Annotated in this window: 24 protein-coding genes and 2 riboswitches; of the genes, 14 read left to right on the forward strand and 10 right to left on the reverse strand. The window is 44.9% G+C overall.

The genetic code is table 11. The features are described from left to right. A partial coding sequence (locus ACWPAB_RS09400; RefSeq protein ID WP_016382207.1) for a putative metal homeostasis protein occupies positions 1-107 on the reverse strand: 107 nt, incomplete at its 3' end. A 200-nt stretch (positions 108-307) separates the two neighbouring features. Between ACWPAB_RS09400 and ACWPAB_RS09405 the strand changes: the two genes are divergently transcribed. Both ACWPAB_RS09405 and ACWPAB_RS09410 read left to right on the forward strand, forming a co-directional pair. After that, positions 308-1,225: a metal ABC transporter solute-binding protein gene (locus tag ACWPAB_RS09405; RefSeq protein ID WP_003576335.1), complete on the forward strand. Its 918-nt coding sequence runs from the start codon at positions 308-310 to the stop codon at positions 1,223-1,225. Positions 1,226-1,464: 239 nt separating this feature from the next. Next, entirely contained in the window at positions 1,465-2,106 is a 642-nt protein-coding gene (locus tag ACWPAB_RS09410) for an SDR family oxidoreductase (RefSeq protein WP_003567422.1), read from the forward strand. A gap of 117 nt (positions 2,107-2,223) precedes the next feature. Here ACWPAB_RS09410 and ACWPAB_RS09415 read toward each other — a convergent pair whose 3' ends face one another. Together ACWPAB_RS09415 and ACWPAB_RS09420 are read right to left on the reverse strand one after the other, a co-directional pair. Beyond that, entirely contained in the window at positions 2,224-2,856 is a 633-nt protein-coding gene (locus ACWPAB_RS09415) for an NUDIX hydrolase N-terminal domain-containing protein (RefSeq protein WP_003567423.1), read from the reverse strand. Between the two features lie 157 nt (positions 2,857-3,013). Beyond that, positions 3,014-3,538: a hypothetical protein gene (locus ACWPAB_RS09420; protein WP_016367418.1), complete on the reverse strand. Its 525-nt coding sequence runs from the start codon at positions 3,536-3,538 to the stop codon at positions 3,014-3,016. A gap of 262 nt (positions 3,539-3,800) precedes the next feature. Here ACWPAB_RS09420 and ACWPAB_RS09425 point away from each other — a divergent pair, with 262 nt between their 5' ends. The 3 genes from ACWPAB_RS09425 (at position 3,801) to ACWPAB_RS09435 (ending at position 7,160) form a co-directional block, all read left to right on the forward strand. Further along, positions 3,801-5,714, forward strand: coding sequence for a SpaA isopeptide-forming pilin-related protein (locus tag ACWPAB_RS09425; RefSeq protein ID WP_016367419.1), 1,914 nt, complete (start codon positions 3,801-3,803; stop codon positions 5,712-5,714). 150 nt (positions 5,715-5,864) lie between these two features. After that, a complete protein-coding gene (locus tag ACWPAB_RS09430; RefSeq protein WP_003585593.1) occupies positions 5,865-6,767 on the forward strand; it encodes a metal ABC transporter solute-binding protein in 903 nt (300 codons plus the stop codon). Between the two features lie 243 nt (positions 6,768-7,010). Continuing rightward, a complete protein-coding gene (locus ACWPAB_RS09435; RefSeq protein ID WP_003567431.1) occupies positions 7,011-7,160 on the forward strand; it encodes a hypothetical protein in 150 nt (49 codons plus the stop codon). Positions 7,161-7,304: 144 nt separating this feature from the next. Here ACWPAB_RS09435 and ACWPAB_RS09440 read toward each other — a convergent pair whose 3' ends face one another. The 3 genes from ACWPAB_RS09440 to ACWPAB_RS09450 form a co-directional block, all read right to left on the reverse strand. Further along, the gene (locus ACWPAB_RS09440; protein ID WP_016367420.1) at positions 7,305-8,324 is read right to left on the reverse strand and encodes a zinc-ribbon domain-containing protein; all 1,020 of its coding nucleotides are present in this window, start codon (positions 8,322-8,324) and stop codon (positions 7,305-7,307) included. 80 nt (positions 8,325-8,404) lie between these two features. Further along, a complete protein-coding gene (locus ACWPAB_RS09445; protein WP_016382208.1) occupies positions 8,405-9,085 on the reverse strand; it encodes a hypothetical protein in 681 nt (226 codons plus the stop codon). A 784-nt stretch (positions 9,086-9,869) separates the two neighbouring features. Beyond that, complete coding sequence (locus ACWPAB_RS09450; protein WP_052916113.1) at positions 9,870-12,437, reverse strand: SEC10/PgrA surface exclusion domain-containing protein; 2,568 nt, start codon at positions 12,435-12,437, stop codon at positions 9,870-9,872. A 333-nt stretch (positions 12,438-12,770) separates the two neighbouring features. Here ACWPAB_RS09450 and ACWPAB_RS09455 point away from each other — a divergent pair, with 333 nt between their 5' ends. Further along, a complete protein-coding gene (locus tag ACWPAB_RS09455) occupies positions 12,771-13,532 on the forward strand; it encodes a zinc ribbon domain-containing protein (RefSeq protein ID WP_016367857.1) in 762 nt (253 codons plus the stop codon). A 167-nt stretch (positions 13,533-13,699) separates the two neighbouring features. Next, the gene (locus tag ACWPAB_RS09460) at positions 13,700-14,572 is read left to right on the forward strand and encodes a zinc ribbon domain-containing protein (RefSeq protein ID WP_016367858.1); all 873 of its coding nucleotides are present in this window, start codon (positions 13,700-13,702) and stop codon (positions 14,570-14,572) included. 91 nt (positions 14,573-14,663) lie between these two features. On the opposite strand, the gene ACWPAB_RS09465 is transcribed toward ACWPAB_RS09460, so the two are convergent. Continuing rightward, positions 14,664-15,218 (reverse strand): hypothetical protein, encoded by a 555-nt coding sequence (locus ACWPAB_RS09465; RefSeq protein ID WP_016367859.1) that lies wholly within the window; start codon positions 15,216-15,218, stop codon positions 14,664-14,666. A 347-nt stretch (positions 15,219-15,565) separates the two neighbouring features. Here ACWPAB_RS09465 and ACWPAB_RS09470 point away from each other — a divergent pair, with 347 nt between their 5' ends. Further along, the gene (locus ACWPAB_RS09470) at positions 15,566-15,730 is read left to right on the forward strand and encodes a hypothetical protein (protein WP_003576369.1); all 165 of its coding nucleotides are present in this window, start codon (positions 15,566-15,568) and stop codon (positions 15,728-15,730) included. A 383-nt stretch (positions 15,731-16,113) separates the two neighbouring features. Here ACWPAB_RS09470 and ACWPAB_RS09475 read toward each other — a convergent pair whose 3' ends face one another. From ACWPAB_RS09475 to ACWPAB_RS09485, 3 genes are all read right to left on the reverse strand, one after another. Further along, entirely contained in the window at positions 16,114-16,470 is a 357-nt protein-coding gene (locus ACWPAB_RS09475; RefSeq protein WP_003576372.1) for a fluoride efflux transporter FluC, read from the reverse strand. Further along, on the reverse strand, positions 16,464-16,874 hold the full coding sequence (locus ACWPAB_RS09480; protein WP_003591860.1) for a fluoride efflux transporter FluC: 411 nt from the start codon (positions 16,872-16,874) through the stop codon (positions 16,464-16,466). Before ACWPAB_RS09480 ends, ACWPAB_RS09475 begins: the two co-directional genes overlap by 7 nt. Before the next feature lie 154 nt (positions 16,875-17,028). After that, positions 17,029-17,083: riboswitch (Fluoride riboswitch) on the reverse strand. Between the two features lie 381 nt (positions 17,084-17,464). Then, positions 17,465-17,752: a hypothetical protein gene (locus ACWPAB_RS09485; RefSeq protein WP_013246073.1), complete on the reverse strand. Its 288-nt coding sequence runs from the start codon at positions 17,750-17,752 to the stop codon at positions 17,465-17,467. A gap of 52 nt (positions 17,753-17,804) precedes the next feature. Further along, positions 17,805-17,869: riboswitch (Fluoride riboswitch) on the forward strand. 60 nt (positions 17,870-17,929) lie between these two features. Between ACWPAB_RS09485 and eno the strand changes: the two genes are divergently transcribed. The 6 genes from eno to phnE (ACWPAB_RS09515) all read left to right on the forward strand — a co-directional run bounded on the left by eno (position 17,930) and on the right by phnE (ACWPAB_RS09515) (position 25,321). Continuing rightward, positions 17,930-19,216, forward strand: coding sequence for a phosphopyruvate hydratase (gene eno, locus ACWPAB_RS09490; RefSeq protein ID WP_032786947.1), 1,287 nt, complete (start codon positions 17,930-17,932; stop codon positions 19,214-19,216). 105 nt (positions 19,217-19,321) lie between these two features. Then, positions 19,322-21,577 (forward strand): HAD-IC family P-type ATPase, encoded by a 2,256-nt coding sequence (locus ACWPAB_RS09495; RefSeq protein ID WP_016382268.1) that lies wholly within the window; start codon positions 19,322-19,324, stop codon positions 21,575-21,577. A 381-nt stretch (positions 21,578-21,958) separates the two neighbouring features. Then, complete coding sequence (locus tag ACWPAB_RS09500) at positions 21,959-22,906, forward strand: phosphate/phosphite/phosphonate ABC transporter substrate-binding protein (RefSeq protein WP_003567447.1); 948 nt, start codon at positions 21,959-21,961, stop codon at positions 22,904-22,906. 59 nt (positions 22,907-22,965) lie between these two features. Further along, a complete protein-coding gene (phnC, locus tag ACWPAB_RS09505; protein ID WP_003585615.1) occupies positions 22,966-23,739 on the forward strand; it encodes a phosphonate ABC transporter ATP-binding protein in 774 nt (257 codons plus the stop codon). After that, complete coding sequence (gene phnE, locus ACWPAB_RS09510; protein ID WP_003576383.1) at positions 23,739-24,521, forward strand: phosphonate ABC transporter, permease protein PhnE; 783 nt, start codon at positions 23,739-23,741, stop codon at positions 24,519-24,521. The genes phnC and phnE (ACWPAB_RS09510) overlap by 1 nt, the downstream gene beginning before the upstream one ends. Then, on the forward strand, positions 24,518-25,321 hold the full coding sequence (gene phnE, locus ACWPAB_RS09515; protein WP_003567453.1) for a phosphonate ABC transporter, permease protein PhnE: 804 nt from the start codon (positions 24,518-24,520) through the stop codon (positions 25,319-25,321). Before phnE (ACWPAB_RS09510) ends, phnE (ACWPAB_RS09515) begins: the two co-directional genes overlap by 4 nt. Positions 25,322-25,332: the final 11 nt, after the last annotated feature.

Raw genomic sequence — 25,332 nt, forward strand, 5'->3', positions numbered from 1 at the left:
TGTTGCTTACGCTTAGCATCGTGCAAAACTTTTAACGCCCGTTTTCGGGTCTTAATGTTGGGACTCTTCATACGCCGCCGTGCACTGGCAAGATCTGTCTTTTCCAAAAATGATCACCTCTTTTTAATTCGTAATCATTACTATTTAAGCAACGGCAGTAACCGTATCACGACTGCGATTTATCTGTCAATTAGAATTTAAGAACGACACTTTTCTCAATTTTTTTGAAAATTTTCCTTGCCAGACCGCTCACTTTGCTTTATGGTTTAAATCGTAATTATTACGTTTTGGAAGGAAGCGGGAATTTATGATGAAGCGATTACTTGCAGGTATCAGTGTCGCATTGCTGGCAATTTTTGCAGTCGCATGCGGTAGTAACGGTGCCGCAAAGCAATCCAGCTCGAATGGCAGCAAGATTCAAGTTGTTGCCAGTCTTGATTTTTATGGTGAGGTTGCCAAAGCTGTGGGTGGTAACAAGGTGTCGGTGCAGTCGATTATCAACAATCCGGCGGTTGATCCCCATGACTATGAGCCTACTACCAAAGTTGGGAAATCAGTTGCGTCTGCCGATCTTGTTGTCGCTAGTGGCATTGGTTACGACGGCTGGATGGATAAGGTCGTGAAATCAGCGGACAAATCCAAAAATTACTTACGTGTCGCTGACGATTTGATGAATAAAAAGGAAGGCGACAACGAACATATCTGGTACGATCCGCGAACCATGCCAAAACTGGCCAATACGTTAGCTGATAAGTTTGCCAAGAAAGATCCAGCTGACAAAGCGACCTTCAAGGCGAATGCAAAAAAATACATCGCTTCACTGGACGATCTCAATACTTTGATCAACAAGTTGAAGTCGAAAGTAAATGGCCAACTCGTTGATGTCTCCGAACCTGTCTTTGGCTACGCGCTCGATTATCTGGGCTACAAAGTCAATGACGATCACTTCTCGAAGTCAACCGAAGACGGCACAGACTACAGCGCAAAAGATATCCATGGTATCGAAACCGATATTAAGGAAAAGAAAATTGCCTTCTTTGTCAATAACATCCAAGCAAGCTCAAAGACTGTCAATCAACTCGTCAAATTAGCTGAACAAAATAATGTGCCGGTTTTGAAAGTGACCGAGACATTACCTAAGGGCAAAAACTATCGGACTTGGATGACCAGCCAATACCAGCAACTTGAAAAAATTCAGGATCAAGCAACGAACAGCGCAAAATAGCATCACTTCTGGTCACAGGGGTTTATCATTCCCCCAATGTTTCGGCAAAGCTCACCCTCTGTCGAAGTTTCGTTAATTGCTTTGATGACAAGATAAACCATATGCCCGGGCCAACAACACCGGACAGCACTTGACCAGAAGGAAGCCCGCGAAGAAATTCGCGGGCTTTTTTGATCGTTCCGCCCACAAATACCGGTGTTACAATAAAACTGTATTGGGAACAAGAAAGGAAGATTCAAATGGCAAATGTCATGATCTTAGGCGCACACGGGCAAATTGCAACGTTGGCGCGGCATCAGTTGCTGAAAGAAACCGATCATCACCTGAGTTTGTTTCTACGCAATGCCGGGCGACTGCAAGACGTCAATCCGCAACGGGAGACGGTGATTGACGGGGATGTCACCGACACCGCCAAGTTGACCAAGGCGCTTGCTGGCATTGACGTTGTCTATGCCAACCTTGGCAACAAGGGAATTGAAGATCAGGCAAAATCTGTCGTGAAGGCGATGGATGCTGCAGGTGTGAGTCGATTGATTTGGATTTCGACGTTGGGAATTTACGATGAAGTCCCCGGCGCTTTTGGCAAGTGGAATCATCAAATGCTTGATGGTGGTTATCTTGAAACCTACGCCGCAGCCGCCAAAGTCATTGAAAATTCTGACTTAAAATATACGATCATTCGGCCAGCTTGGCTTTCCAATAAAAACATTGTCAGTTATGAATTAACGGAAAAAGGCGAGCCATTTAAGGGCACAGAAGTCTCTCGGCGCAGCATCGCTGACTTCGTCGTCAAGCTGATTAACGATCCAAGCAAACACATCGGTGCTTCACTTGGCGTTGACCAACCTAACACCCAAGGCGATAAGCCTTCCTTCTATTAAAGTAACCAGTCATCGGCCAAATCAAAAAGAGTTTATTTCCGTGTTCATCATTGGGAAATAAACTCTTTTCTGTTGCCATGCCCTTTACCTGGCTATCAAAGTATTATCTTTTTAAACTCAATCAAACTTTGTCATCCAGTGACTAGCCGTATGTGCGTCAAATGCCATCTCAATGTCGGCCGGCAAATTGCGTTGTAGCGATAAGGGCACCTGAAGCGCTTGTTCTCGCGTAAAAAGTTGAACCTTTGCAGTTTCGATCCCGCTTTTTAACGCACGATTCTCCGGTAGACAAGCAATGAACATTTTGTACACATCTTGCGAACTTTGCTTGGCATAGGCGTGCTTACGTAGTGCCCGAACTGCCAGTAATTGTTGCGGTTTCACGGTTAAGCCGGCCTCTTCACGGGTTTCTTTTACAGCAATTTCACCCGCACTATAACCCAAATCCGCCCAACCACCGGGGATGGACCATGTACCGCCCGCTCGTTCCTGAACCAGCAATAGTTGATCCTCAATAAAGGTAACCGCACGAACATCAACTTTGGGCGTCACATAGCCAAAATCCGCATCGACAAATAACTTTGCTTGCTGGTCACTGGCACCAAGCTTTATTGCCAGCTTAGTCGTCACGTCAGCCAGTTCTGTATAACGCTGCTGATCAAAAACATCCTTTGCGTAATAGTTACCCGTCTGTGCAATTGCCTGCAACTTGGCCAGCAAAGTATTCAAATCATCTTGATAGGGTGCCAAACGATCGCCTCCTCACGTCCAACCTAACAAATCAGCGCGCCATCACCTATCACAAACCCCGTCAATTTGAAAAAGTCTTACGTTTCAGGTCGCCTGACGCTGTGTAACAAAAAAAGCAGTCATCAACTGCCTTTTGCGATCCTATGTAACTTGATTGTTACTTCGAGCTTCCGCTATTTGTCACCGCTTGCTGATTGTTCGCATAGTTGCGCACGGATTCCGGAACTTGACCGCCGAAAGACTGTTGACCAATACTGACGGCCTGCTTAAAGAAAGCTTGAGTGCTTGACTGATAGCCTTTCCCATCATTGTTAATAACGGCTGTCAACACGTCACTTGATTGCTTGGCATAATCAACCAATGTCTTTGCCAAAGCATCATCACCTGAATCCTGTGACTTGTTATTATCCAATTCCAACCGGATCTTATCAAGTTTAGAGAGACTGGCTTTAGCCGACTGACTGAGGGTTTTGTTATCACTTTGCAGTGAGACCTCTGTCATCGTTTTCATCACCAAGTCAGAAATGGTCGTATACCGTTTCTGCAAAGTCTGCTTGGTAAAATGGTTCACCTTAATCATCGTCGACCCAGTCGAGCTAGACGACTTTGAACTTTTTGACTGACAACCAGTTACACCGATCATAGCCATCACTGATACTGCAATAACAAGCCACCTTCGCAACTTGATCCCTCCCCAACATGATGACGAATAACCGCATCATTAAATTAATTCAAACATAAGCCGTTCGAGATGTCAAACATTTCACCAGTTATTTGATCCCTTTAATCAAATAAGCTAAGCATCATTGTTTCGTTATTTTTGTAAGTATTATCTCACAAAAATCGCCTTACTAAGCAAGGGAATATTCATTATATTTGTTAATCCGAATAAATATCTTTATGTTATAATTATTTTGTTAAATTATGACTAAGGAAGTGCCGAGATGCAAAAGCGCCGCCACTCACAAAAGCGTGCTTCAGTCCTTTTACTTATCACCTTGTTGCTGTCAGTTCTGGTTGCCTTAATCCCACCGCTCATAAGCAAGCCGATCAGTGTCGGTGCTGGCCAGAATATCGCGGTCACCGGTTTTGGTAGTCAAGATGCTACGATTACTGACACCACTGGGAAAGATTTCACCCACGCACCCAATCTTTCGATGTATAGCGTGTACACATTAACCTATCACTGGCGAATTCCTGACGAAGTGGTCGTCAAAGCCGGTGATACCGCGACAGTTTCCCTGCCAGCAACGGTTGTATCGCGAGCCGATGTGGACTTTGCAGTGGTTGATCCCACAACTGGCGCCACGATTGGCCATTTCTTTTCCAAAGCAGGTAGTTCAACCGGTATTTTGACCTTCACGGACTTCTTCAGCCATTCAACAGTCGGCCGCCAAGGTGAGCTTCAATTCATGGTAAGTGGCCGCTATGATGATAGTGGTCATCAACGTCCAGGATGGTATATCTACAAAGCCGGGTGGGTTGTCAATCCGCCAACAGGTGCAACTCCAGAAGAAAAAGCGCAGTATGTTGATGATCTTGGTCGACCCAAAATTTTCCAGTGGGAGATTACGATTAATCCAAATATGGAGCATGTCGACAATGTGGTGCTCACTGATACACTTGGTCCCGGGCAGCATTTTGATACAAGTCGTGGGCTGGTCGTCCACACTGGTACTTACGATGACAACTGGTTCCATGCTACCGGTACCATCACCCCAAGCTATCAAGTGAATGTTAACCAAGTCAAAATATCGCTGGGAACGATCACAACCGCCATTCAAATTGATTTGTGGACTAATCCCACCTCTGCAAGTTTCGAAACCACAGATTCTTGGACGAATTCAGTCGTTGCTTCAGGCAAGCAAGGCGGTACCGGTGCTCCAGCGCATGCAAACGGCACAATCACTTGGCGTAACGGCGGTAGTGGCACCGGTCAAGTTGGACAGGTCACGCTAATTAAACAAGACCAAAAAACACATCAGCAGGCTCTCGCCGGCGCTGTTTTCTCACTCTACCGTGCCGATGGAACCTTGGTACATGACGACCTCACGACTGATACGAAGGGCAAGTTAACCTTTACCCAACTCTTAGTCGGCCAATACTATTTTGTCGAAACAAAGGCGCCTAAAGGATACAAGCTGAATGCGACTCACTTGCCGTTTACCATTACCCTTGATAAACCGCAAGTGACGGTCAAGGCCTATGACGAGAACCTGACGCCGCCACCGGTAACGCCGTCGACGCCATCTTCTGAATCTTCCAGTTCAATGACACCACCGTCGAAGCCATCATCAGCTTCCAGTTCCAAACCGTCTGTACCTTCTAGCTCGGTGACACCGCCGTCTAAACCATCAACACCTTCTAGTTCAGTGACACCACCGTCTAAACCATCAACACCTTCTAGCTCGGTGACACCGCCGTCTAAACCATCAACACCTTCTAGCTCGGTGACACCGCCGTCTAAACCGTCGTCACCTTCTAGCTCAGTGACGCCGCCGTCTAAACCATCAACACCTTCTAGCTCGGTGACACCGCCGTCTAAGCCGTCGTCACCTTCTAGCTCAGTAACGCCGCCGTCTAAACCGTCGTCTTCATCTAGCGAGCCTTCAAAGCCGGCTGCTTCATCCACCCCTAGCCATCAGGAAAGCTCATCTTCCGTATCTAGCAGTGATGTGATCCCTTCATCCTCTTCAGAAAGCGATTCTTCCGCAAACGTAGAAGTTGTCACGCCAAGCCACAACAACACCCATCATCTACCTGACACAGGTGAGCGTGTTTTAGGCTGGCTAGCCATTGCAATAGGAAGTCTTTTATCAATTACTGGTATCCTTCTATTGATTAAAGATTATCAATAAGCGCGTTTCAAAAACTGCAGCATGACGATGAAATGAAGCCATCGCCTGCTGCAGTTTTTTGCTGCTTTAAATTTTGCTTGCGTGTACGCCATGAATACGCTACGCTTACAACCGTAACCATTACGCTTTCCAACAAAGGAGCTTTTGCCCATGTTCAAACGATTATTGACCGCCTTCAGCGTCATGTTGTTGGCAATCCTTGCTGTCGCTTGCAGCACCAGCGCCAAATCTGGCAGCAACCAAAAGATTCAAGTTGTGGCTACCGTCGATTTTTACGGTGAAGTAGCTAAAGCAGTCGGCGGCGATCAGGTGAGTGTCCAATCGATCATCGACAATCCCGCCATTGATCCCCATGACTACGAACCCACCACTAAAGTCGGTAAACAAGTGGCCACCGCCAACCTCATCGTTGCCAGTGGTATCGGCTATGATGGCTGGATGGACAAACTCGTGAAATCCGAAAGCAAGTCCAAACAATACTTACGTGTGGCCGATGACCTCATGGGCAAACACGAAGGCGATAACGAACATATTTGGTATGACCCACGCACCATGCCTAAACTTGCCAATGCCTTGGCAGACAAGTTTGCCAAACAGGACCCATCCAAAAAGGCCATCTTCAAAGCCAACGCCAAGAAGTACATTGCCTCACTCGATAACCTCAATGCTTTGATTCAGAAACTCAAGCAAAACGTTCACGATCAAAAAGTCGACGTCTCCGAACCTGTCTTCGGCTATGCGCTGGACTATCTAGGCTATAAGGTTAACAACACCCACTTCGCCCAAGCTACCGAAGAAGGCACCGATTACAGTGCCAAAGACATCAACGGTGTTCAAGACGACATTAAAGAAAAGAAAATCGCCTTCTTCGTGAATAACAGCCAAGCCAGCTCGAAAATCGTCGACGGTCTCGTCAAATTAGCTAAGCAACACGATGTCCCTGTGCTCAACGTCTCCGAAACCCTGCCAAAGGGCAAAAATTATCGCACTTGGATGACCAGTCAATACCAACAGTTAGAAAAAATCCAAGCAAAGGCCGACAAAACAAACTAGTCTCTCTGTCCTACCCCCCAAAAACCACTTCGTCTTCAAAAATCGCAACTTGCATCAACGGATACCTCTCTAAAAGAAGGTGAAAAATGCATGGCCTGCTGTTCATTTTGTGACAACTGACATCTTTTCGTAAAATTTTTGCAATGAATTCGTTTTCAAAAGCCCTATACCAATTGAAGTTTTGCTTGGCGACTCTTACAATGTAGTTGTAAACAGGAACAACTAATAGGGGAGATGTTTTAAATGTCACTGATTAAGCATACTTTTAAACGCGTTGAGCACATGATCGCAGCACCACGCGATCCCCACGAAGAAGAACAAGCCCGTCTTCAAGAAAACCTGTTCTATACGAACCTCAGTAGTCTGCAACCAAAAACGAACGCTAAGTTTTGATTGAATAGATATGAAGTGAATGACCGCCTCAACGGCATGTTGAGACGGTTTTTTAATGTTTGAACTTGTATTAATTGAATCCAGTGCTTTGCCAAACTTAATTCATTTGAAGTGAATAAGTTCAGGTTGCAATATTTGAGAGATTCAAGGCTGGCGATATCGTGTTGCATTCACAAAGATACCTAGGCCATAAATGATAGCAGCCACATATGGAAGTGCTTTGATAACGCCAATCAGATTTTGAATATCGCTGTAACTCATTCCCGAGCTATACGCTGCTTCTGCTGCTCTCAGTGATGACGAAACTGGATTAGCGTAAACATAACTGGCAGCAATAGCCGCCCCAACGCAAATTGCAATACCTAGAAACTTGAGCACCCCACCGCCTTGCAACTGCCGCCGGATGCCTTTGATAATGCCACCCAACGTCATGGCAACACCTATTCCCAAGAGACAAACACCCCAAATATATAAATAGCCACTCGTACTCAATGAGCCACTCTGAAAAAGTGACATAGCTTGAGAACTCAACGATCCAACACTTTGCTTACCCATTTGATACATGAAGAAACCAGCAATCAGCGCAATGATGCCAGTTATCAACTCGCCATTCAGCCGAAAACCAGATACAGCTGAAGAAGACCGTGGTAAAGGCTCATTTGCTTGAGATGACTTAACCTGCGTCTTTGGTTCAAGCTGTGTCTTCTGATTAACTGTCGGCATAGCATGATGTAATTGATTCAACCCCTTGTTGATGCTAGCATTCAATTGCTTGAGATTGTCCTTATCCTGTAGCCAATCATCCAATTTTTTGTCCCACGCTACTCGTTTTTTCCCAGTTAACAACGGGTAACAATAGACAAATAGTAAATAAATCATGAGTAGACCAAAACGCCAAGTACCGTTAAGCGGTAAAAAGGTCCCCAGTATAAATAAAACGAAAAGTGTCAGCGCATTATTTTTTAAGAAAGTTAATGCTGTAATGAAATGTTTGCGGCTCGGTACGAGTTTGGTCAATTGTCCAGCGGCAGCTGCTGCATGGGCTTCTATCGTTGCTGAACCAGTCTTATTGTTACCTGTTAAGTCAAACCCACATTTTGGACAAAATTTTTCCGTGCCGTCCAACTTTAAGCCACAATTAGGACAAAACTTTGCTGATGTCATCCTATCAATCCCCCTATGATGTTACTGCCGATAGTGCTACTGACTGCGTGATCAAGCTGTTTGTTGCTGCAATGAAAATTTTACGAATGCAAAGACTTTTCATACAAATCATTGATAGGTGCGCCTAAATCCCAAGTTGTTTTGATGGGTGTTACTGTTGGTTTCGCATAAAGACCAACATCAGTACCTGCTAATTGCGAGTAATCAGTGTTTCGAAAGCGCCAGATATATAGCCACCCTTTCTCAGGAGTTTCTGATCGAGCAGAACCTTTCCCTGTAAAATCGCAAGACTCAGGCGCAGCATTTTGCTTCAACTGTGTATCATCCTCATAGCTAACATTCAAATTAGCAATACATTTTGTCAAAGAAATATGACCGTCCTCGCCCACAAGGCAATCATCTGTTTGACTCTGAATATTGGCATTGTTGTTGGAGTTATTAATGAGTTGTTGTGTCAGTGTGTGATCATCATTAAATTGTACAGCATAGGTCACATCCCCATCAGTTGCTGTATAGGTCTTGCCAACATAACTCGGTGTCGGCGAGCTTGATGAACTAGTGACCGTGCTGGATGCGACACTCGGTTCGGAGGAGACCGCTGACCGATGACTGCTTAAGCTTGACACTTGACGACTACTTGAGCTCACCGATTGCTCCTGCCGTTCCCCTAACTTAAAGACTAGAAGGCCGATAACGGCGATTAAAATCACTACAAGACTACCCAATAAAATGACAACACCATGATGTTGACGACTTCTCATATCATTCACACTCCAAGTTGAATTTCTAGTCCAAAAAAGTAGCCATCTCGTAAATCCACAGACACACAAGATGACTACTTCAAATTACATTGTTATTGTCGTAACGCTTATTTGGCTTGTTTTAGCTTTCCTTTATGATGTTGATGCAATTGTTGGCGGACAAACCACCTCCTTGCTAAGCCGTTGGAATAAGGGATTTCTTTGGTTTAATCATTGAAGTCTTAAGCCTAAAAGGCCGAGTTTGCAATGCCAAGCCAAACCTTTCCAAGTAACCCTGAATATTTTTTGACAAGCAAACTACAGACTGAGGCCATTCCCCATTTTCAATGTTGCCATTAGTACAACGTAATCCCCACGATCATGTTAGTTACTAATGGTCACAACTGTTGCTTACTTGTCCACTGAGCAATCAATCTCATTTGAAAACTTGCATCTGCTTTACCGAAAAAACTAATACAATTTTTTGTTCATGATTGCTTCTATCATCCGACTGTGTCTACCCTCATCACTACTCACCTTATTTGATTCCTAAATCCTTTTTTACCTAGCTCATTTTCATTCATTCCCGTCACCCCATTGCCACCGCGCATTATGCTGTCACAATAGATAGAACCGAGAATCCAAGACAATAGCAATCCCGATGAAAGCTACGATCTAATTGTTAAACTTTCACGTTTCAAACTCTTTTTCGACAAGTCACCCCACGTGACTTGTCGAAAAACTCTTACTTGAAAGGTGAGTCATAACCTCTGCAGTTCGATGTTGCGCCTGAATCATGAGAATGTTACTTTGCATGGCGATACTTTCTGATGCCTGCAAAGCCAAGAACTGCAATGACTGCTGCGCCAGCCTCTGCCAAAATGGCCCCTGTCTGGCTCTCACCAGTCGCTGGATAAGCATGTTTACCGTTCTTCTGAGCCACACGACTCATCGGCTGACCGCTGGAAGGCTGCTTTGCCGCGATTGGTGTGACTGTTGCACTGGATGCTGCTCGTTTAGCTGCGCTTGAGGCTGCCGAACTCGCAGCACTGGATGCCGCTGAACTGCCTGCGCTGGATGCTGCGGAACTTGACGCGCTTGACGCTGAGGAACTCGCGGCACTGGATGCTGCCGAACTTGCCGAACTGGATGCTGCTGAGCTGCCAGCACTTGAAGCAGCAGAACTTGCGGCGCTGGATGCTGCGGAACTGCCTGCACTTGAAGCTGAGGAACTTGCGGCACTGGATGCTGCCGAACTGCCTGCACTTGAAGCTGAGGAGCTTGCAGCGCTGGATGCTGCGGAACTGCCTGCACTTGAAGCTGAGGAACTTGCGGCACTGGATGCTGCGGAACTGCCTGCACTCGACGCTGAGGAACTTGCGGCACTGGATGCTGCGGAACTGCCTGCACTTGAAGCTGAGGAGCTTGCAGCGCTGGATGCTGCGGAACTACCAGCACTCGACGCTGAGGAACTTGCTGCACTTGACGAGGACGAGCTACCTGCGCTCGATCCTGAAGAACTACTACCACTTGATGGCTTTGTTGGTTCAGGACCTGGATCTAGTTGAGCAACTTGTGCCGTCAGAGCTTTAATAAGATCCTGAACGGCAGCATCCTGCTGGGCATTGTACGCACGAATCTTTTTAGGAAGATCAATCAATGCGGAATCATCTGCGGCGATTTTGTTGTAAAGGGCCTGTTGTGCATCAACATAGGCAGAATAAGCGGTTTGATAATCCTTACTTTGCTGAGTTTTGAGATCATCTAGGCTATCTTTGACGTTTGAAATTTTGAGATCGATTTGTTGATTGTTATCAGTCGCACCGCTGATCTCATCAGGAACGGTGGCGGTGTTTTCTCCTGAAAAGTTATAGTAGCTATCGTTGTAATTAAGAACCCAACCGTTGCCAGCAGTTTTCTGATAAGAAAAACCGCCTGCTTGAGCGCCATCGCTTAATAAGATGTTTCGATGCCCTTGATTTTGATCTGTATCATCATTGAATAAGCCATTTACAGCACTTGATACTGACTGAAGCACCTCAATCATAGTGGGATCGCCGGAACGTTTCCCTTTATAATTTTGTTGATAACTAGCCGGATTTCCGCTCGCTAAACATTCTCCTGCCCACTTATTATCAAAAATACGGTTTAGAATTGCCGTGTCATGATGCATGTCAATGTCGCCTAACATTGAGTCCCCACGTGCTTGTACCAGAACCAGAAAATCTGCTGGGGACACTACCGGACTCATGCCCAATGCTTTCCGATAGTTATTCACCAACATCATTGCATACTGATTGACTTCCTGCTTTTGAGCATCGCTGAGTGTGTTATTCTTGACCGTATCAGTCAGAGCCCAGGCTGGCGTATTTATGTTGTCAAGATAATCGCTAATGTCTAGTAATCCACCTTCATCATAATAAGCCATTTCTTCCTTATCAGTCATGTTGGCAACACTATTAGACTTTTCATTACTGAATACTGGTAAATTTTGAAGTAAAAAGTTTCCATTCCAAGTCTTTTGCTTTGCATCATTCGCTGTAGCAATATTGGTCCAAGAACCTGTCTTAGCCACATAGTCAAACGTGCCGCCGTCCCCAACAGGAATATCTGGTGTCTGTCTCTGACTATTCAAATCAGCAATTGTTTTATCTGCTGCCTGACTAGCAGCCGCATAACTGCTTGCTTGTGACGATTGCATTGCTGCTAAGCTTGCAGAGCCACTGGCTTGAAGCTGATCAAAAGCATTCCCGTCTTTTTCCTTTTGTGCTTCAGCTTGTTGCGTAGCTTGATCTGCATACGAGCTCTTAGCGGCCTCGGCTTGAGCCTTAGCTGCAGCTTCGCTTTGCGCTGCGGCTGACTTAGCTTGTTCGTACTTAGCCTTTTGAGCCTGCCACTGTTCATCAGTCATGCTTGATGGTGCCGCTGCAGGCATGCTGGTATTTGCATTGGCTGCAAGACTAGCTGCTTGATAAGCGGCTGACGCTTGTGCACCCGAATCGGCTACTTGAGTCGTCTGATTTGCAGCGGCTGCTTGTTTTGCAGATCCGGTTTGTGTAGTTGTTACTGCATCTGGCTTAGCCGTTGTTGCCTCTTCTTGGTTATTTGAAGTCGGTTGTGCAACTTGTGTCGTTTGCGCAGAAGCTGCTGAGCTACTCTGCGTGCTAGAAGCAGATACAGTGCCATTTGGCTGTTTCGTTAGTGTCACAGGAGAAACGGTTAGTGTTGCCGCATCAACTGTTTGCGCGGGAAAGTTAAGTGCAGCGCCACCAAACAAAAGTACGAATGCCGAGGCAACGACCCATTGACTGCCTCGTTTATACATTTTCTTCCTATCATTGACTACATGTTCTGTAAATCGGTTATATAACATGTCTTCTCCTCCAATAACATCAAATTATGCCCGATGGAACTAGGTACAAAATTTATTATATTTAGCGATTAGGTATATTGTGCCTAGGAAAGTCTCAACTGTAAGTTTTCACAGAATTTGAATATGAGCCAACTGACATTTCGGCCAGAAAAATAGCGACTTTCATACTCCCTTGACTATATAGGAAATATGAAGCCGCATTTTGTTGACTAAAATTTTCTACGCAGAGTTTGCCTGCTGGGCATATCCTGCCTATCGAATTTTTTATACTTAGAACAGTTTAAAAGTTGGGCGAGTATTTTTTAGGTGCGCCCGTTTCTAAGGAGAAGGTAAATGTCAGGAAAAATTGTCGGTACCATCGCATTCATACTTGTTTTTTTAATTTTGTGGGCCATCATATCCGTGATAATGAGTCGTCAAAAATTTAAGTCTCAATCCTCAGTAGACCTATTTTGTCCAAACTGCGGCGCAAAAGTATTACCAGATGCGAAGTTTTGTACCGTCTGTGGAGCCAAGCTGAATTTGCTTCCAAAAATTGTTAAGAAGAGACACCCCGCTTACATAGCTTTTGCAATCACTTCCGGAATGAGTATTTTGTTGCTACTCGGCATGGCAGGATTCTCCGCCTTGTCTCCGACATCTCACCAAGCTTCGAAACAATCTCAGATAACCGATCCAAATCAATTGTCATTTGAAACCCTGAGTCGAAAAGATCAATTGCGGGAGTTAGTTTTATATGGATACGGGAATAGTAAAACATTTCAGAAATTACATACTTCAATCATGTATAGCGCTCCTCGTCTAGATCTTTCAGTTGTTGCTGTTAGTCATACCTCATATAGTGTCATGCCTTACGGAACTGGATCTGGTGGTTCACCAGAAATCCAAATTGTTCAGGTGCCAACTAAAGATAAAAAGGGAAAGAAAACCATTGTCTACTTTGGAATGGCCGGTCCCGGTGCATTTACCCCAGATGCTGGATCGCCTGTAAACGTTAGTGACGTTGATAACTATTGCAATGCCCAAGGTGGTGTTAAAGCTTTAAAAACAATCAAATTCAAATATTACAAAGGGACACCGCCAAACCAAAATTAATTCAACAACAAGCTTGAAATAAGCGTCCTCGAATTTAAAAGCAAAAAGTACAGAGAACTCGGCTTAATTTTTTTGTTCAGATTTTCGTTTCAATATTATGTGCAACTTGATTTTTTACATTACAGTCACAGATTGACATTAAGATATTGTTTAGGGGAGTTGGGAAAATGGATAGCTCAAATAGGAACTTTATTTTCTGTCCACATTGCGGTGAAAAGAACTTGATTGGAGCTAAGTTCTGTACTCACTGTGGACATTCGCTTGTAAATATAAAGACCGGCACTTCTTTTAAAAGCAACACAGCGGCAAAGAACTCTAAAGAAAGAAATTCAAATACTGCAACAAACAATCGCTTAGAAATGAAATCAGCTGCCAATCCGAATCGACTGCGTAAAGTGCGCTGGAAGCCATTACTCATAACAGCCATAGGGGTCGTGGCTGTTATACTAGCTATTATTGGTGGAAAAGCATTTTTAGACTACAGTAATCAAGTCAACACTATTTGGTATTCTAATTCTAATCCTGACGCCAAACCGGAAAAAAAAGAGGACATTGACTCAATGACTTATGTCGCTCTTCGAGTTTCCGGAAACCGAAAAGAAGCAACGTTTCTAGCACCTCCATCTTGGTTGATAGGCCCTGTGCTTTTTGATTATAAAATTTCAGCAAAGACTGATAATGGTGACACATATACAGGAACTCTAACAAATGCAACCGCTTTTGCCTATCAGCATGCCAAACAAACTCAGTATCGCTCGCTTGAAGAAGGTAAGGCTCCTGACATATACTCAGTTGTATCTGGGGATGAATTAGCTTCCAAAGCTGCCAACAAAAATAATGTTCGAAAAATAGAGTTTCAGATTTTAAAAAATAACATTGTAAAAATAACTTACCTGGGCTTAAATGCCCCGATGAAAGGTTCAGTTTCTTTAAGAAAAAGAACAGGAAACGATTTTGGAACTGCAAAAATGATGCAAGAAAAACTAAGTAAAAAGAATGTTAAAAAAGTGAATGCCTTTAAATCTTCATCCCATAAATAACTTTTTCGAAATGAGAGGTACTGCTTGATAAGCTAGTATACTGAGGCAGGCCAGCATCAAACTTATATAATCCGTATCTTCATTGATCCATTTAGAATCGATTGTTATTTAAAGTAACTTGCATACTTAAAGTGTCGCTCACAGAATGCCTACTCAAGAGGTTTCTGCTCGCATAATAGCCTTCACCACCTTCATCAAAAAAAGTATTGGAAATCACCATCCCCACGACCACTGCTATCATCCCCGCTACCACCGTGCCAACATAGCTGCTGTGGACATTCATGACAATGATGCGTGTCAAAGTAATAAGTCCTGCCTTGATCGCAGCTCTTATCTTTTTTACCGTTTCTCGTAACTCGCGAGTCCATAAAATCTGCAGGGCAAACAAACATACCGGCATCTTTGTTGAAGTTCCAAGTCTGGACTGGAGTCCTTGATCCGTTGAGATGATTAGATAGAGCTTTGAATATAACTGAAAGTGATCACGCTTGGCAAGTTTCAGATTTTCCCCAGACGAGGCGATATTACCGATCACTTCTTCAACCCTCACAACATTTTTTCTATTTTGATTAACTAAGCTTTCCAGAAACTGCCCATCACATTTTGACATAAGAGTGGCAGCTCGTTTCAGTTCAGCGGCTGTCAATCAATAAATTGCTGCGGCTAACAATTAGCACTATGACATCCTTAAAAATAACCGCCATGAAATGCAGGATTAACGCTGCTTTTTTAGATAAATCTTGAAAAATTTCAACATTTACCGGTAATTGTACGGCGTTTAAAAAATAATAACAAAAGCTCGATATTTTTGTGTACATTGTTTGTAGGAAGCTAGCCCTCTGTGTTGTGAGCATTATGTCGAAAACAAACACGAGGTGATTTGTCTAACATTCAATTATTAACGAATACTGAACTCTGCAAGGTAAACGGTGGTAGTAACGCTCTTGACTGTGCTGCAGGAGTCGGTGCTAGCCCACAAAGGGGACTGATTTTTTGAAAACTCTTTCCAAGATTGCTCATATCGTCAGTGCCTTGTCAGGCGTTATTTTAGTCATCACCATCATTTCCATTCCAAAATACGACAGTATGGCACTGAATGTGTTTATTCTGACAGTCTCAGCAACAATGATTATTGATAACTATAGTCGAGAATGCTAAGACAAATTTTTAATAAAGTTCCACTCTCTCAGAATTTCACAAATTAAATACCTTGCCGCTAACAACAGCCTCTACTTTGCAGCAATTCGCAAGCAAAGCAGAGGCTGTTATTTTGCGGGAAAAGTGTACCTTCTGTCTCAAACACATGTATGGTTATGCTTTGATTTTCTGTTGTTAACGAAAGAAAAGATGTGCGATGGCACTTTTTATTGATAAGGTGAAGTCTCGCAAAATTTTCGACTCACGCGACAACCCAACAGTGGGGTTGATATCATTTTGTCTAGCGACACCGTTGACCAAGACGTGATACCTTTAGGGGTTTCTACTGGAAAAAGAAGCTGTTAAACTGCACTATAGCGGTGATCGGCAGGCACACTTGCCAGTTAGGCAAAAAGTATCCCTGAAGTCATCATCCCCACAACCACGGCTACCATCCCCGCTACCACCGTGCCAACATAATAAAAGATCGCCATTGACCACCGCCGATTTTTAATCAGGATAAACGCGTCTGCCATGAACGTTGAAAAGGTCGTAAAGCCGCCGCAAAAACCGGGCAGTAGGAACAGTCGAAACGCTGAGAGCGTTGGTAAGCCAACTAAAAGTCCTGCCAGCAATGAACCCAGCACATTGATGAGTAGCGTCGCCAACGGCTTGCCGGGCCAGAGCATTTTCCCTAATACGGTTATACCGTACCGGCAAACAGCGCCGAGACCGGCTCCGATACCAATTAAGATCACCATTGTTTTTTGTCCCTTCTTCCAACGAGTTTCGAGGCCAAGAATCCGGCTGTTGCTGCTAGCAGTCCGCCCAGCAGATTGAGCATCAACAGTAGTGTGGCATAAATCGCATGCCTTGGTGCCAAGGTCGCAAAGTCCAGCATGAGCGTGGAGAATGTCGTGAAACCACCGATGACACCTGTCCCGAGGGCAAGCAACAGCCATTCAGGCAGATCGAACTTCATATCCAAGCCATAAGTGGTGAAGGCCAGTAAAAAGCTGCCGATTAAGTTCACAATGCTTGTCCCCATCATGGTTGTGCCATCGTGGGTCACGCCACTGATGACATATCGCAAAATGCCACCAATAAAACCGCCAGCAAAGACGGCCAACAACCAACTAACATGTATTTTTTCACGATGCTGCATCATGATCTCCTTTCGTGGGAACGCACTCGCTGACGCAGAAACCTCTGCATAAACATATCAGGCTAAGATCTGTCACTTTGTCCTGAGGCCATTTATGCTGCAATTTTTAAAAGCACCAGCTCATACTCAGAAAAAAGACACCTACCCTGATTTGCTCAAGGTAGGTGTCATCAACTTGCGTATAGGCGAACACCATCGCCATTTAATTTATTGAAAGTATAGCAAATGTTTGGTCCGAACATCAACAACAATGAACGTGGTTTGTGCATATCTTGACACACACAAAACGAGTTGTTATTTTGTTCGTATATACGTGATATATTAAAACAATGCGTAGATAAGAACATTCTCCTGAAATCTAATTGGTCTCTCAATGGTAATGGGTTCATCCTAGTCGCACTTACAAGCCAACTGATGATCGCTTTTTCACATCAACAGCCGCGCTACTGCTGGATCAAGTTCAATTAGTTGCACTGCACAAGTATATTGACCGCTTCACGACCTCTAAGGTATAATTAAGGAGTTGAAAAGAGGCCACCGGGGTGCGACCCGATGACCTCGACGCAGTTCAGATGACGATTTGGTAAAAGCTAATCCTTGAGGTTAGCTTTTTTGATAATCGCGTACGCTTTGGCCATACTGGTAATCAGTATGCTAAGCGCAACGATAATCGACGCCACATCCAACGCGGCGAACCCCTTTCGTCTCCTGATTTTGGCATGGCTATCACCTCCGCACTTCAAAAAATGTTGAGGGGTGTGTGCCATCCAATCTGCTGGACTAAGAAAAAGGGTAATTAGTCCTCTCTCTAAGCTTGCTTTCAGTCTATAGGTTTTCCCGAATGCGGTCAATAAGAAAAATTGGTCTTTCGCACTCAAGTTAATCTCCCTCTTGCACCCAAAAAGAAAAAAGCGTACGCTCTATTCGTATAGAAGAACAGGCGATGATGTTCGCCGCAAATGATTGTGTAGCAATCTGATGACGTCTACTGAAACGACTTTTATGTCGCTTCGGTAGGCGTTTTTTTCGTTGTTACCAAAAGGAGAGATATTATGATGGCACTTTTTATTGATACAGTGAAAGCTCGCGAAATTTTCGACTCACGCGGCAACCCAACAGTGGAGGCTGATGTCGTTTTATCTGATGGCACCCTTGGTCGAGCCGAGGTACCTTCAGGGGCTTCTACTGGTGAAAAAGAAGCGGTTGAGTTGCGCGATGGCGGTGATCGACTGGGCGGTAAAGGTGTGCTGAAGGCGGTCAATCATGTCAACACGGCGATTAATCAAGCCTTGCATGGTGTTTCGCCTTTTAATCAGGCTCACGTTGATCAGATCATGATTGATTTGGACGGCACCCCGAACAAGGCCAAGCTTGGCGCAAATGCTATTCTTGGCGTCTCAATGGCCACGGCTCGGGCCGCTGCCTTGGCCACCCATCAGCCACTTTATCGTTATCTAGGCGGGACAGATCTAGAGTTACCACAAACCTTCCACAATGTGATCAACGGCGGTGAACATGCCGATAATGGTATTGATATTCAGGAATTTATGATCACCCCAGTTGAACGCACGTCTTTTCGTGATGGTTTTGAGAAAATTACGAACACCTACCATACCTTGAAAAAGGTCATTGAGAAAGCTGGTTACACGACTGGGTTGGGTGACGAAGGCGGCTTTGCCCCTGACTTGAAGAATTCCGAAGATGCTTTGCAAATGCTACATGACGCGATTCTTCAAGCCGGCTACACCCCCGGTAAGGAAATTGCGATTGCTTTTGATGCGGCGGCTTCTTACTTCTACAACCACGACACCAAAAATTATGATTTTGAAGGCAAAACCTACACGCCAGACGAACTTGGTGCTTACTACATCAAGCTGCTTGATCAATTTCCTGAAATCATTTCGATTGAAGATCCTTACGGCGAAGACGACTGGGATAACTTTGCCAAGTTTACCGCCAAGTACGGCAAGCGTATCCAGATCGTGGCTGATGATCCAGTCTGCACCAATCCGAAGTTGATCACAGAGGCTATTCAAAAAGGCATGGCTAATTCGATTCTGATTAAGCTCAATCAAATCGGTACTGTTACTGAAACCCTCGAAGCGATTCGCTTAGCCCGTAAAAACGGCTACACCACGATGATGTCCCACCGCTCTGGCGAAACTGGCGACACCTTTGTTGCTGACTTCACCGTTGCCACCAACGCCGCCCAACTTAAAGCCGGCGCCCCAGCTCGGTCTGAGCGCGTCGAGAAGTACAACCAGTTGCTGCGGATTGAAGAAGAACTCGGAAACGTCGGCACGCGACTGGCACACTTTCCAGATAGCGTTCAATTCGACTAAGTTTCCAGAGCGTGAACTGGCGCGATTAGAAACCGGAGCATAATCAATGACGAGACCGAGCGTTTAACGACGATCGATCTTTTTTTCTGAAAGGATGTCGATGAAATGACTCAATATGGCGGTCTTTCACAATCTGAAGCAACTGCACGTTTACATTCAGATGGTTTCAATGAGGTTAAAGAGCCCACCGTCAGTTTTATTCAAGGCGTACTCGCGCGTCTGTGGGAACCTTCCGCTTGGATTTTGGAGGCAGCTTTAGTTGTCGAAATCGTTCTTGGTAAAGGTATTCAGGCAGGTTTTATTGTGCTGATGTTGCTGTTTGCGGCTGTGAATGGCGCGATTCAATCAACGCGGGCTCGGGCGGTTTTACGCAAGCTATCACATGAATTGACCCCGCTTGCGGCCGTGAAACGTTCTGACAATTGGGTCACAAAACCCGCAAAAGAGTTGGTCGTCGGCGATTTAATTAGTCTGCGTCAAGGCGATATCATCCCCGCTGATGCTCGCCTTCTGGACAACGCGATTCAAGTCAACGAAAGTAGTATCACTGGCGAAGCTGCCTCGGTTCATCGGCAGGTCAATCAAACTGTTTATGCTGGAACCGAAGTGCTGACTGGACACACGCTTGCTGTCGTGACAGCAATTGGTGCAGACAGTCGTTCAGGGAAAACGATCACCCTGCTCAACCAATCAGCCGCACCCGGTCACTTGCAGCAACTGCTCGGTCGAATCATCAACGACCTTGCGATTCTCGATAGTGTGCTAGCCATCATTCTGATCGTTGCCGCTTTAATTCGTGGTGAAAACTTGATCAGCATGTTTCCCTTTTTGGCCATGTTGTTCATTGCAACGATCCCAATTGCCATGCCTTCCAGCTTTGCGGTGGCAAATTCAGTTGAAGCAAAAGTGCTTAGTCGTGACCATGTTTTAGTTAGTGATCTGTCTGGCATTCAAGAAGCGTCTAATCTTGACGTGTTATTGGTTGATAAAACCGGCACCATCACTGAAAACAAGCCTGTCGTTGTGACGTTTACAAATCTGTCGGACCTGCCTGACGAAACCGTACGAGCTTACAGTGCTTTTGCTTGTGACCAACAACACCCTAGTGTCATCGATCAAGCTATTTTGACATTCACTAGTAACAATCATGTTGAAGCAACCCTGAGCAACTTCACACCGTTTACTGCCGAAACTGGCTATGCAAGTGCAACCATCACAATTGCTGATCGTTTGCTGAAAGTTCGTCTTGGCTCTTTAAAAGTGCTACAGTCACGTGATCCTGAATCACCAAAACTACCACCCCTAGCCTTAGATGCAGGCCGCTCAGTCGCTGTCTCAATTAATGAGCACCTTGTCGGCGTCTACATTCTTGAAGACACTATTCGGGCCGATAGTAGGCAAGCCATTGAAGCTATTAAAAAACGCGGTGTGCAGCTGGTCATGCTCACTGGCGATAATGTCAAAACGGCGCAGCCCATTGCTTTGAAAGCCGGTTTGACAGGTCAAATCGTAGCCTTTTCACAATTACCCGCCACCTTTTCTTTGCAGAATCTAGCTGGCATTGCCGAGGTAAAACCGGAGGACAAACTAGCTATCGTCCAGCGATTGCAAGCCAGTGGACACATCGTTGGAATGACCGGAGATGGCGTGAACGATGCCCCTGCTATCAGGCAAGCTGAAGTCGGCATTGCAGTTGAGAATGCCGTGGATTTAGCCAAGCGAGCAGCTAAAATGATTTTGCTTGAACCCGGTTTAACCTCCATTATTGAGATTCTTGATAGCGGTCATCGCGTTTATCAGCGCATGATGACGTGGACCATCACCAAGTTATCGCGAACCGCCGAACTGACGATCATCCTAACGCTAGGTTATTTACTGAATCATTTTCTGCCGTTGTCATTAAACGCGATGATCCTTGTTGCCATCTTAAATGATCTCGTGACATTGGTACTTGGTACTGATCGCACCAGCATCTCCCACCATCCTGAAAACTGGCACTTAGGCAAACTCGGTTTTATCAGCGGCACACTCGCAATCGGCTGGACGCTCGTTGGGATGATCATCTTGACGCTGCTCACCAACCTTCACGTAGCTCAAGGTCAGATAAGCACCATCATTTTCAACTATCTGATCTTCAGTGCCATGCTGACCATCCTGATCACCCGCAGCAATCGCAACTTTTGGCGCAGCAAACCAAGCCGCGCTGTTATGACGGCGATCACGATTAATATCGTCCTCACAATCACCCTTTCATTACTCGGCTGGGGCATTGTGGCTATTCGGGCAACAACAATTTCGGCGGTTCTAGCCATCACGCTGGTAACAGGTGTGCTATTAACTAGGATGCGGCGACTTCTCTAATATTGTTTTCCAAGCAGAATAAAAAAGTAATAACAGTGCAGTTAGTCTAATGAATTTTATATAATTTACGTTATTTTTCGTCACGATCCGGGCACCGAAATTTTCAAAAAATCAGAAATGTTGTATCGGGTTAACCTCATTATCGTTCTGCACCAGACTAAATCCAAGTATAACGGTCATCAAAAAGCAGGCCGTTTGTGTAAAATCCGAACGAAATGTATAAAATGTAAAATTATTGTAAAGTTATTGATTCAGATATTATAAAAAAGTATGATTTGAATGTTCAAGTGACTTGTTCGTCTCAGTTCACTCTTTTGCGTCGCCGAGACAAGCAAGGTTCTGCTTACAAATGATTGATTCTACTTTTATGGAGGAAAACTGATGAAGTTCTGGAAAAGAATTGCAGTGGCTGGGATGGCAACCATTGCTGCGTTATCGCTGGCTGCTTGTGGTAGTAAGAGTAGTTCTAGCAGCACAAGTACAAGCAATAGTTACACCCCCAAGTCATTAAATATTCAGTTTGTACCATCAAGCAACGCCAATACAATCGAAGCAAAAGCAAAACCTCTGGCTAGTTTGCTGAAGAAAGAGCTTGGCATCCCTGTCAAAGTCACCGTTTCGACAGACTACAACTCAATTGTCGAAGCTATGAAGAGTAAACAAGTCGATGTTGGGTTCTTACCACCTGATGGTTACGTTCAGGCACACGCGCAAAAGGCAGCCGACGTTTTGTTGATGGCGCAACGATTTGGGATCAAACAGCCGGGTGGGAAAAGCACCGACAAACTAGTTGATTCATATCGTTCGATGATTGTTGTTAAAAAAGGCAGTAGCATCAAATCTTGGAAAGATCTCAAGAATAAAAAAATTGCCGTTCAAGATGTTACCAGTTCCGCTGGCTATATTTGGCCGATTGCCGAACTGTCCCAAAAGGGTCTCGACATTGTTAAACAAGATACCTTGGTTACTGTCAAAGGTCACGATCAAGGTGTCATGTCCGTGCTAAACGGTGATACCGATGCCGCCTTTGTTTTTGAGGATGCCCGCAATATTGTCAAAAAAGATGTTCCTGACATTATGGACAAGGTTGAACCCATCTACTTCACAAAGCCAATTCCTAATGACACGATTTCCGTACGTCAGGACATGAGTGCCGCCTTCCGCAAAAAGCTTAGCAAGGCTTTCATCGACATTGCTAAGACAAAAGAAGGTCATGCGATTATCTCAAGTATTTATACACATGAGGGCTATGTCAAAACCACAGATAGTGCCTTCAACATTGTGCGTAAGTATGACAAAATTGCCACTGGTGAATCAAAAAGCAAGTAAAGCAACGTTGCAAAAGCGCTAGCCACCTAGCGCTTTTGCTATACATGGAGGAAGTTTGCATGTCAGAAAGTAACCACCCAGTTATTGAGTTTGACCACGTCTCAAAAATCTATCCTAACGGTGTCGTAGGCCTTAAAGACATCGATTTAACCATTAATCACGGCGAATTTGTAGTTGTCGTTGGCTTGTCAGGAGCCGGGAAAAGTACACTGATGCGGGCCATCAATCGGCTTCACGACATCTCTGAAGGCGATGTACGTATTGATGGTGTTTCCATTACCAAAGCAAAAGGCAAGAAACTATTGAATATTCGTCGGAAAATCGGGATGATTTTTCAAAGTTTTAACCTAGTCAACCGCTCGTCAGTCTTGAAGAATGTTTTAACTGGACGAGTCGGCTATTATCCAACTTGGAAAATGGTACTAGGTTTATTTTCCGCTGAAGACAAGCAACGTGCTTACGATGCCTTGCGGACAGTAGAATTGGAAGATAAAGTTTATACCCGTGCCGACCAACTTTCCGGTGGTCAACAGCAACGCGTGGCGATTGCACGTGCCCTTACGCAAACCCCAACGATTATTCTCGCAGACGAACCGATCGCCAGTCTTGATCCTCAAACCACAAAACGGGTGATGGATGACTTGCGGCGAATTAACCAAGAAATGGGCATTACTGTCGTGGCTAATCTACATAGCGTTGAGGTTGCTCAAGCTTATGCTACTCGCATTATCGGTATTCGGGCGGGTCAAAAAGTGTTTGACGGTCCGGTTGCCGAAGCCACTGATGAAATCATAGCTAGTATTTACAGCGGTAATGAGCAGGAGGTGTCATAATGACAGCTCCTACGTTACCGAAACGTCAGCTGCAATGGCGCAAGTGGCTGCTTACTGGCATCATGGTACTTGGTTTAATTTGGTCGATTGGGATCACCAATGCAAATCTCGGGTTGTTTTTTAAGAATTTCAGTCAATTCACTGTCATTTTTACCGAAATGGCGCATGTTGACTGGAGTTACGCTTATTACACAATCGATCCGATGATTCAGACACTGAAAATGGCAATCATTGGCACCTTGATTGGCTCTGCCGTTGCTTTTCCATATGCCCTTTTAGTTTCGCGCAACATTGTGACTAATAAAATTGTGGTAGGCATTTTTCGCTTTGTGCTCAATATTGTCCGTACCATCCCCGATCTCATGTTAGCGGCACTTTTTGTCGCCATTGTCGGAATCGGACCAGTGGCCGGTATTTTTGCGTTAGCGATCTTTACTTTTGGGATGGTTGGCAAGCTGTTTTATGAAGCAGTTGAAACGATTGATCCTGGACCGCTTGAAGCACTTAAGGCAGCAGGTGCAGGCCGAATTGAAATGATTCGTTTTGCAGTGTTGCCGCAGATCGCAAATTATTTTGTTAGCTTCGTCTTGTATGCTTTCGAAATTAACGTTCGGGCTAGTACGGTGCTCGGCTATATGGGAGCTGGCGGGATCGGTATTTACTTGCAACAGGCATTATCCATGTTTCGGTATGATCGGGTCGGTTTGATTGTGCTAGTTATCTTTGCTGTTGTACTTGTCATTGACTACATTAGCGGTAAGGCTAGGGAGGTGCTTCTATGAATCGCTCAGCTTCATTGCCAAAGGCCCCCCTGCAGCATCGTTGGCGCAATTGGTTACTGACAATAATCACCTTAGCGATTATCGTTTGGTCATTCACAGGTATGCCAAGTCTTGAAATCAAACCCAATGCGTGGGTCGTTACCAAGTCAATCGCTGCGGGGTTGGCACATCCCGATTTTAGCTATGTTTGGACAGGTGATGGCGAAGATCTGACTTCTACGCTGCTGCAAACCTTGGGGATCGCCTTTTTAGGGACGTTCATTTCAGCTATTATTAGTCTGCCATTTGCTTTTTGGGCTGCGAACACACAGCACAAGTTTTGGCTGACGACTCGTTCTGGCAAATTTGTCTTGACTGCCATTCGAACTTTTCCTGAAATTGTCCTGGCGTTAATGTTTATCAAAGCCGTTGGTCCAGGCTCTTTTGCTGGCGTACTAGCAGTTGGCTTTCATAGTGTTGGCATGCTCGCAAAGCTTTTTTCCGAAGCGATTGAAAACATGAACAATCGTGCCGGAGAAGCCGTGATTGCTGCTGGTGGCAATCGATTGGATGTCACTGTGATCGCCAGTTTGCCACAATTGATCCCAGAGTTTGTTTCTAATACACTCTACCGTTTTGAGTTGGCCATTCGTTCAGCATCGATTCTTGGTATGGTGGGTGCTGGCGGTGTCGGAACACCTTTGATTTTCGCTATTCAAACCCGTTCTTGGTCTAGAGTGGGCATCATTCTGTATGGCATTATCATTTTAGTAACCCTCACCGACTGGCTTTCTGGTTTTCTGCGGAAACGGTTAGTATAAAGTTCGTTGAA

Source organism: Lacticaseibacillus sp. 30 (assembly GCF_053819265.1).

Bases quoted from the DNA above. Each gene is read 5' to 3' on its own strand.
- ACWPAB_RS09405 (WP_003576335.1), top strand. From the start codon at position 308: ATGATGAAGCGATTACTTGCAGGTATCAGTGTCGCATTGCTGGCAATT.
- ACWPAB_RS09410 (WP_003567422.1), top strand. From the start codon at position 1,465: ATGGCAAATGTCATGATCTTAGGCGCACACGGGCAAATTGCAACGTTG.
- ACWPAB_RS09425 (WP_016367419.1), top strand. From the start codon at position 3,801: ATGCAAAAGCGCCGCCACTCACAAAAGCGTGCTTCAGTCCTTTTACTT.
- ACWPAB_RS09430 (WP_003585593.1), top strand. From the start codon at position 5,865: ATGTTCAAACGATTATTGACCGCCTTCAGCGTCATGTTGTTGGCAATC.
- ACWPAB_RS09435 (WP_003567431.1), top strand. From the start codon at position 7,011: ATGTCACTGATTAAGCATACTTTTAAACGCGTTGAGCACATGATCGCA.
- ACWPAB_RS09440 (WP_016367420.1), bottom strand. From the start codon at position 8,324: ATGACATCAGCAAAGTTTTGTCCTAATTGTGGCTTAAAGTTGGACGGC.
- ACWPAB_RS09445 (WP_016382208.1), bottom strand. From the start codon at position 9,085: ATGAGAAGTCGTCAACATCATGGTGTTGTCATTTTATTGGGTAGTCTT.
- ACWPAB_RS09450 (WP_052916113.1), bottom strand. From the start codon at position 12,437: ATGTTATATAACCGATTTACAGAACATGTAGTCAATGATAGGAAGAAA.
- ACWPAB_RS09455 (WP_016367857.1), top strand. From the start codon at position 12,771: ATGTCAGGAAAAATTGTCGGTACCATCGCATTCATACTTGTTTTTTTA.
- ACWPAB_RS09460 (WP_016367858.1), top strand. From the start codon at position 13,700: ATGGATAGCTCAAATAGGAACTTTATTTTCTGTCCACATTGCGGTGAA.
- ACWPAB_RS09475 (WP_003576372.1), bottom strand. From the start codon at position 16,470: ATGGTGATCTTAATTGGTATCGGAGCCGGTCTCGGCGCTGTTTGCCGG.
- ACWPAB_RS09480 (WP_003591860.1), bottom strand. From the start codon at position 16,874: ATGCAGCATCGTGAAAAAATACATGTTAGTTGGTTGTTGGCCGTCTTT.
- eno (WP_032786947.1), top strand. From the start codon at position 17,930: ATGGCACTTTTTATTGATACAGTGAAAGCTCGCGAAATTTTCGACTCA.
- ACWPAB_RS09495 (WP_016382268.1), top strand. From the start codon at position 19,322: ATGACTCAATATGGCGGTCTTTCACAATCTGAAGCAACTGCACGTTTA.
- ACWPAB_RS09500 (WP_003567447.1), top strand. From the start codon at position 21,959: ATGAAGTTCTGGAAAAGAATTGCAGTGGCTGGGATGGCAACCATTGCT.
- phnC (WP_003585615.1), top strand. From the start codon at position 22,966: ATGTCAGAAAGTAACCACCCAGTTATTGAGTTTGACCACGTCTCAAAA.
- phnE (WP_003576383.1), top strand. From the start codon at position 23,739: ATGACAGCTCCTACGTTACCGAAACGTCAGCTGCAATGGCGCAAGTGG.
- phnE (WP_003567453.1), top strand. From the start codon at position 24,518: ATGAATCGCTCAGCTTCATTGCCAAAGGCCCCCCTGCAGCATCGTTGG.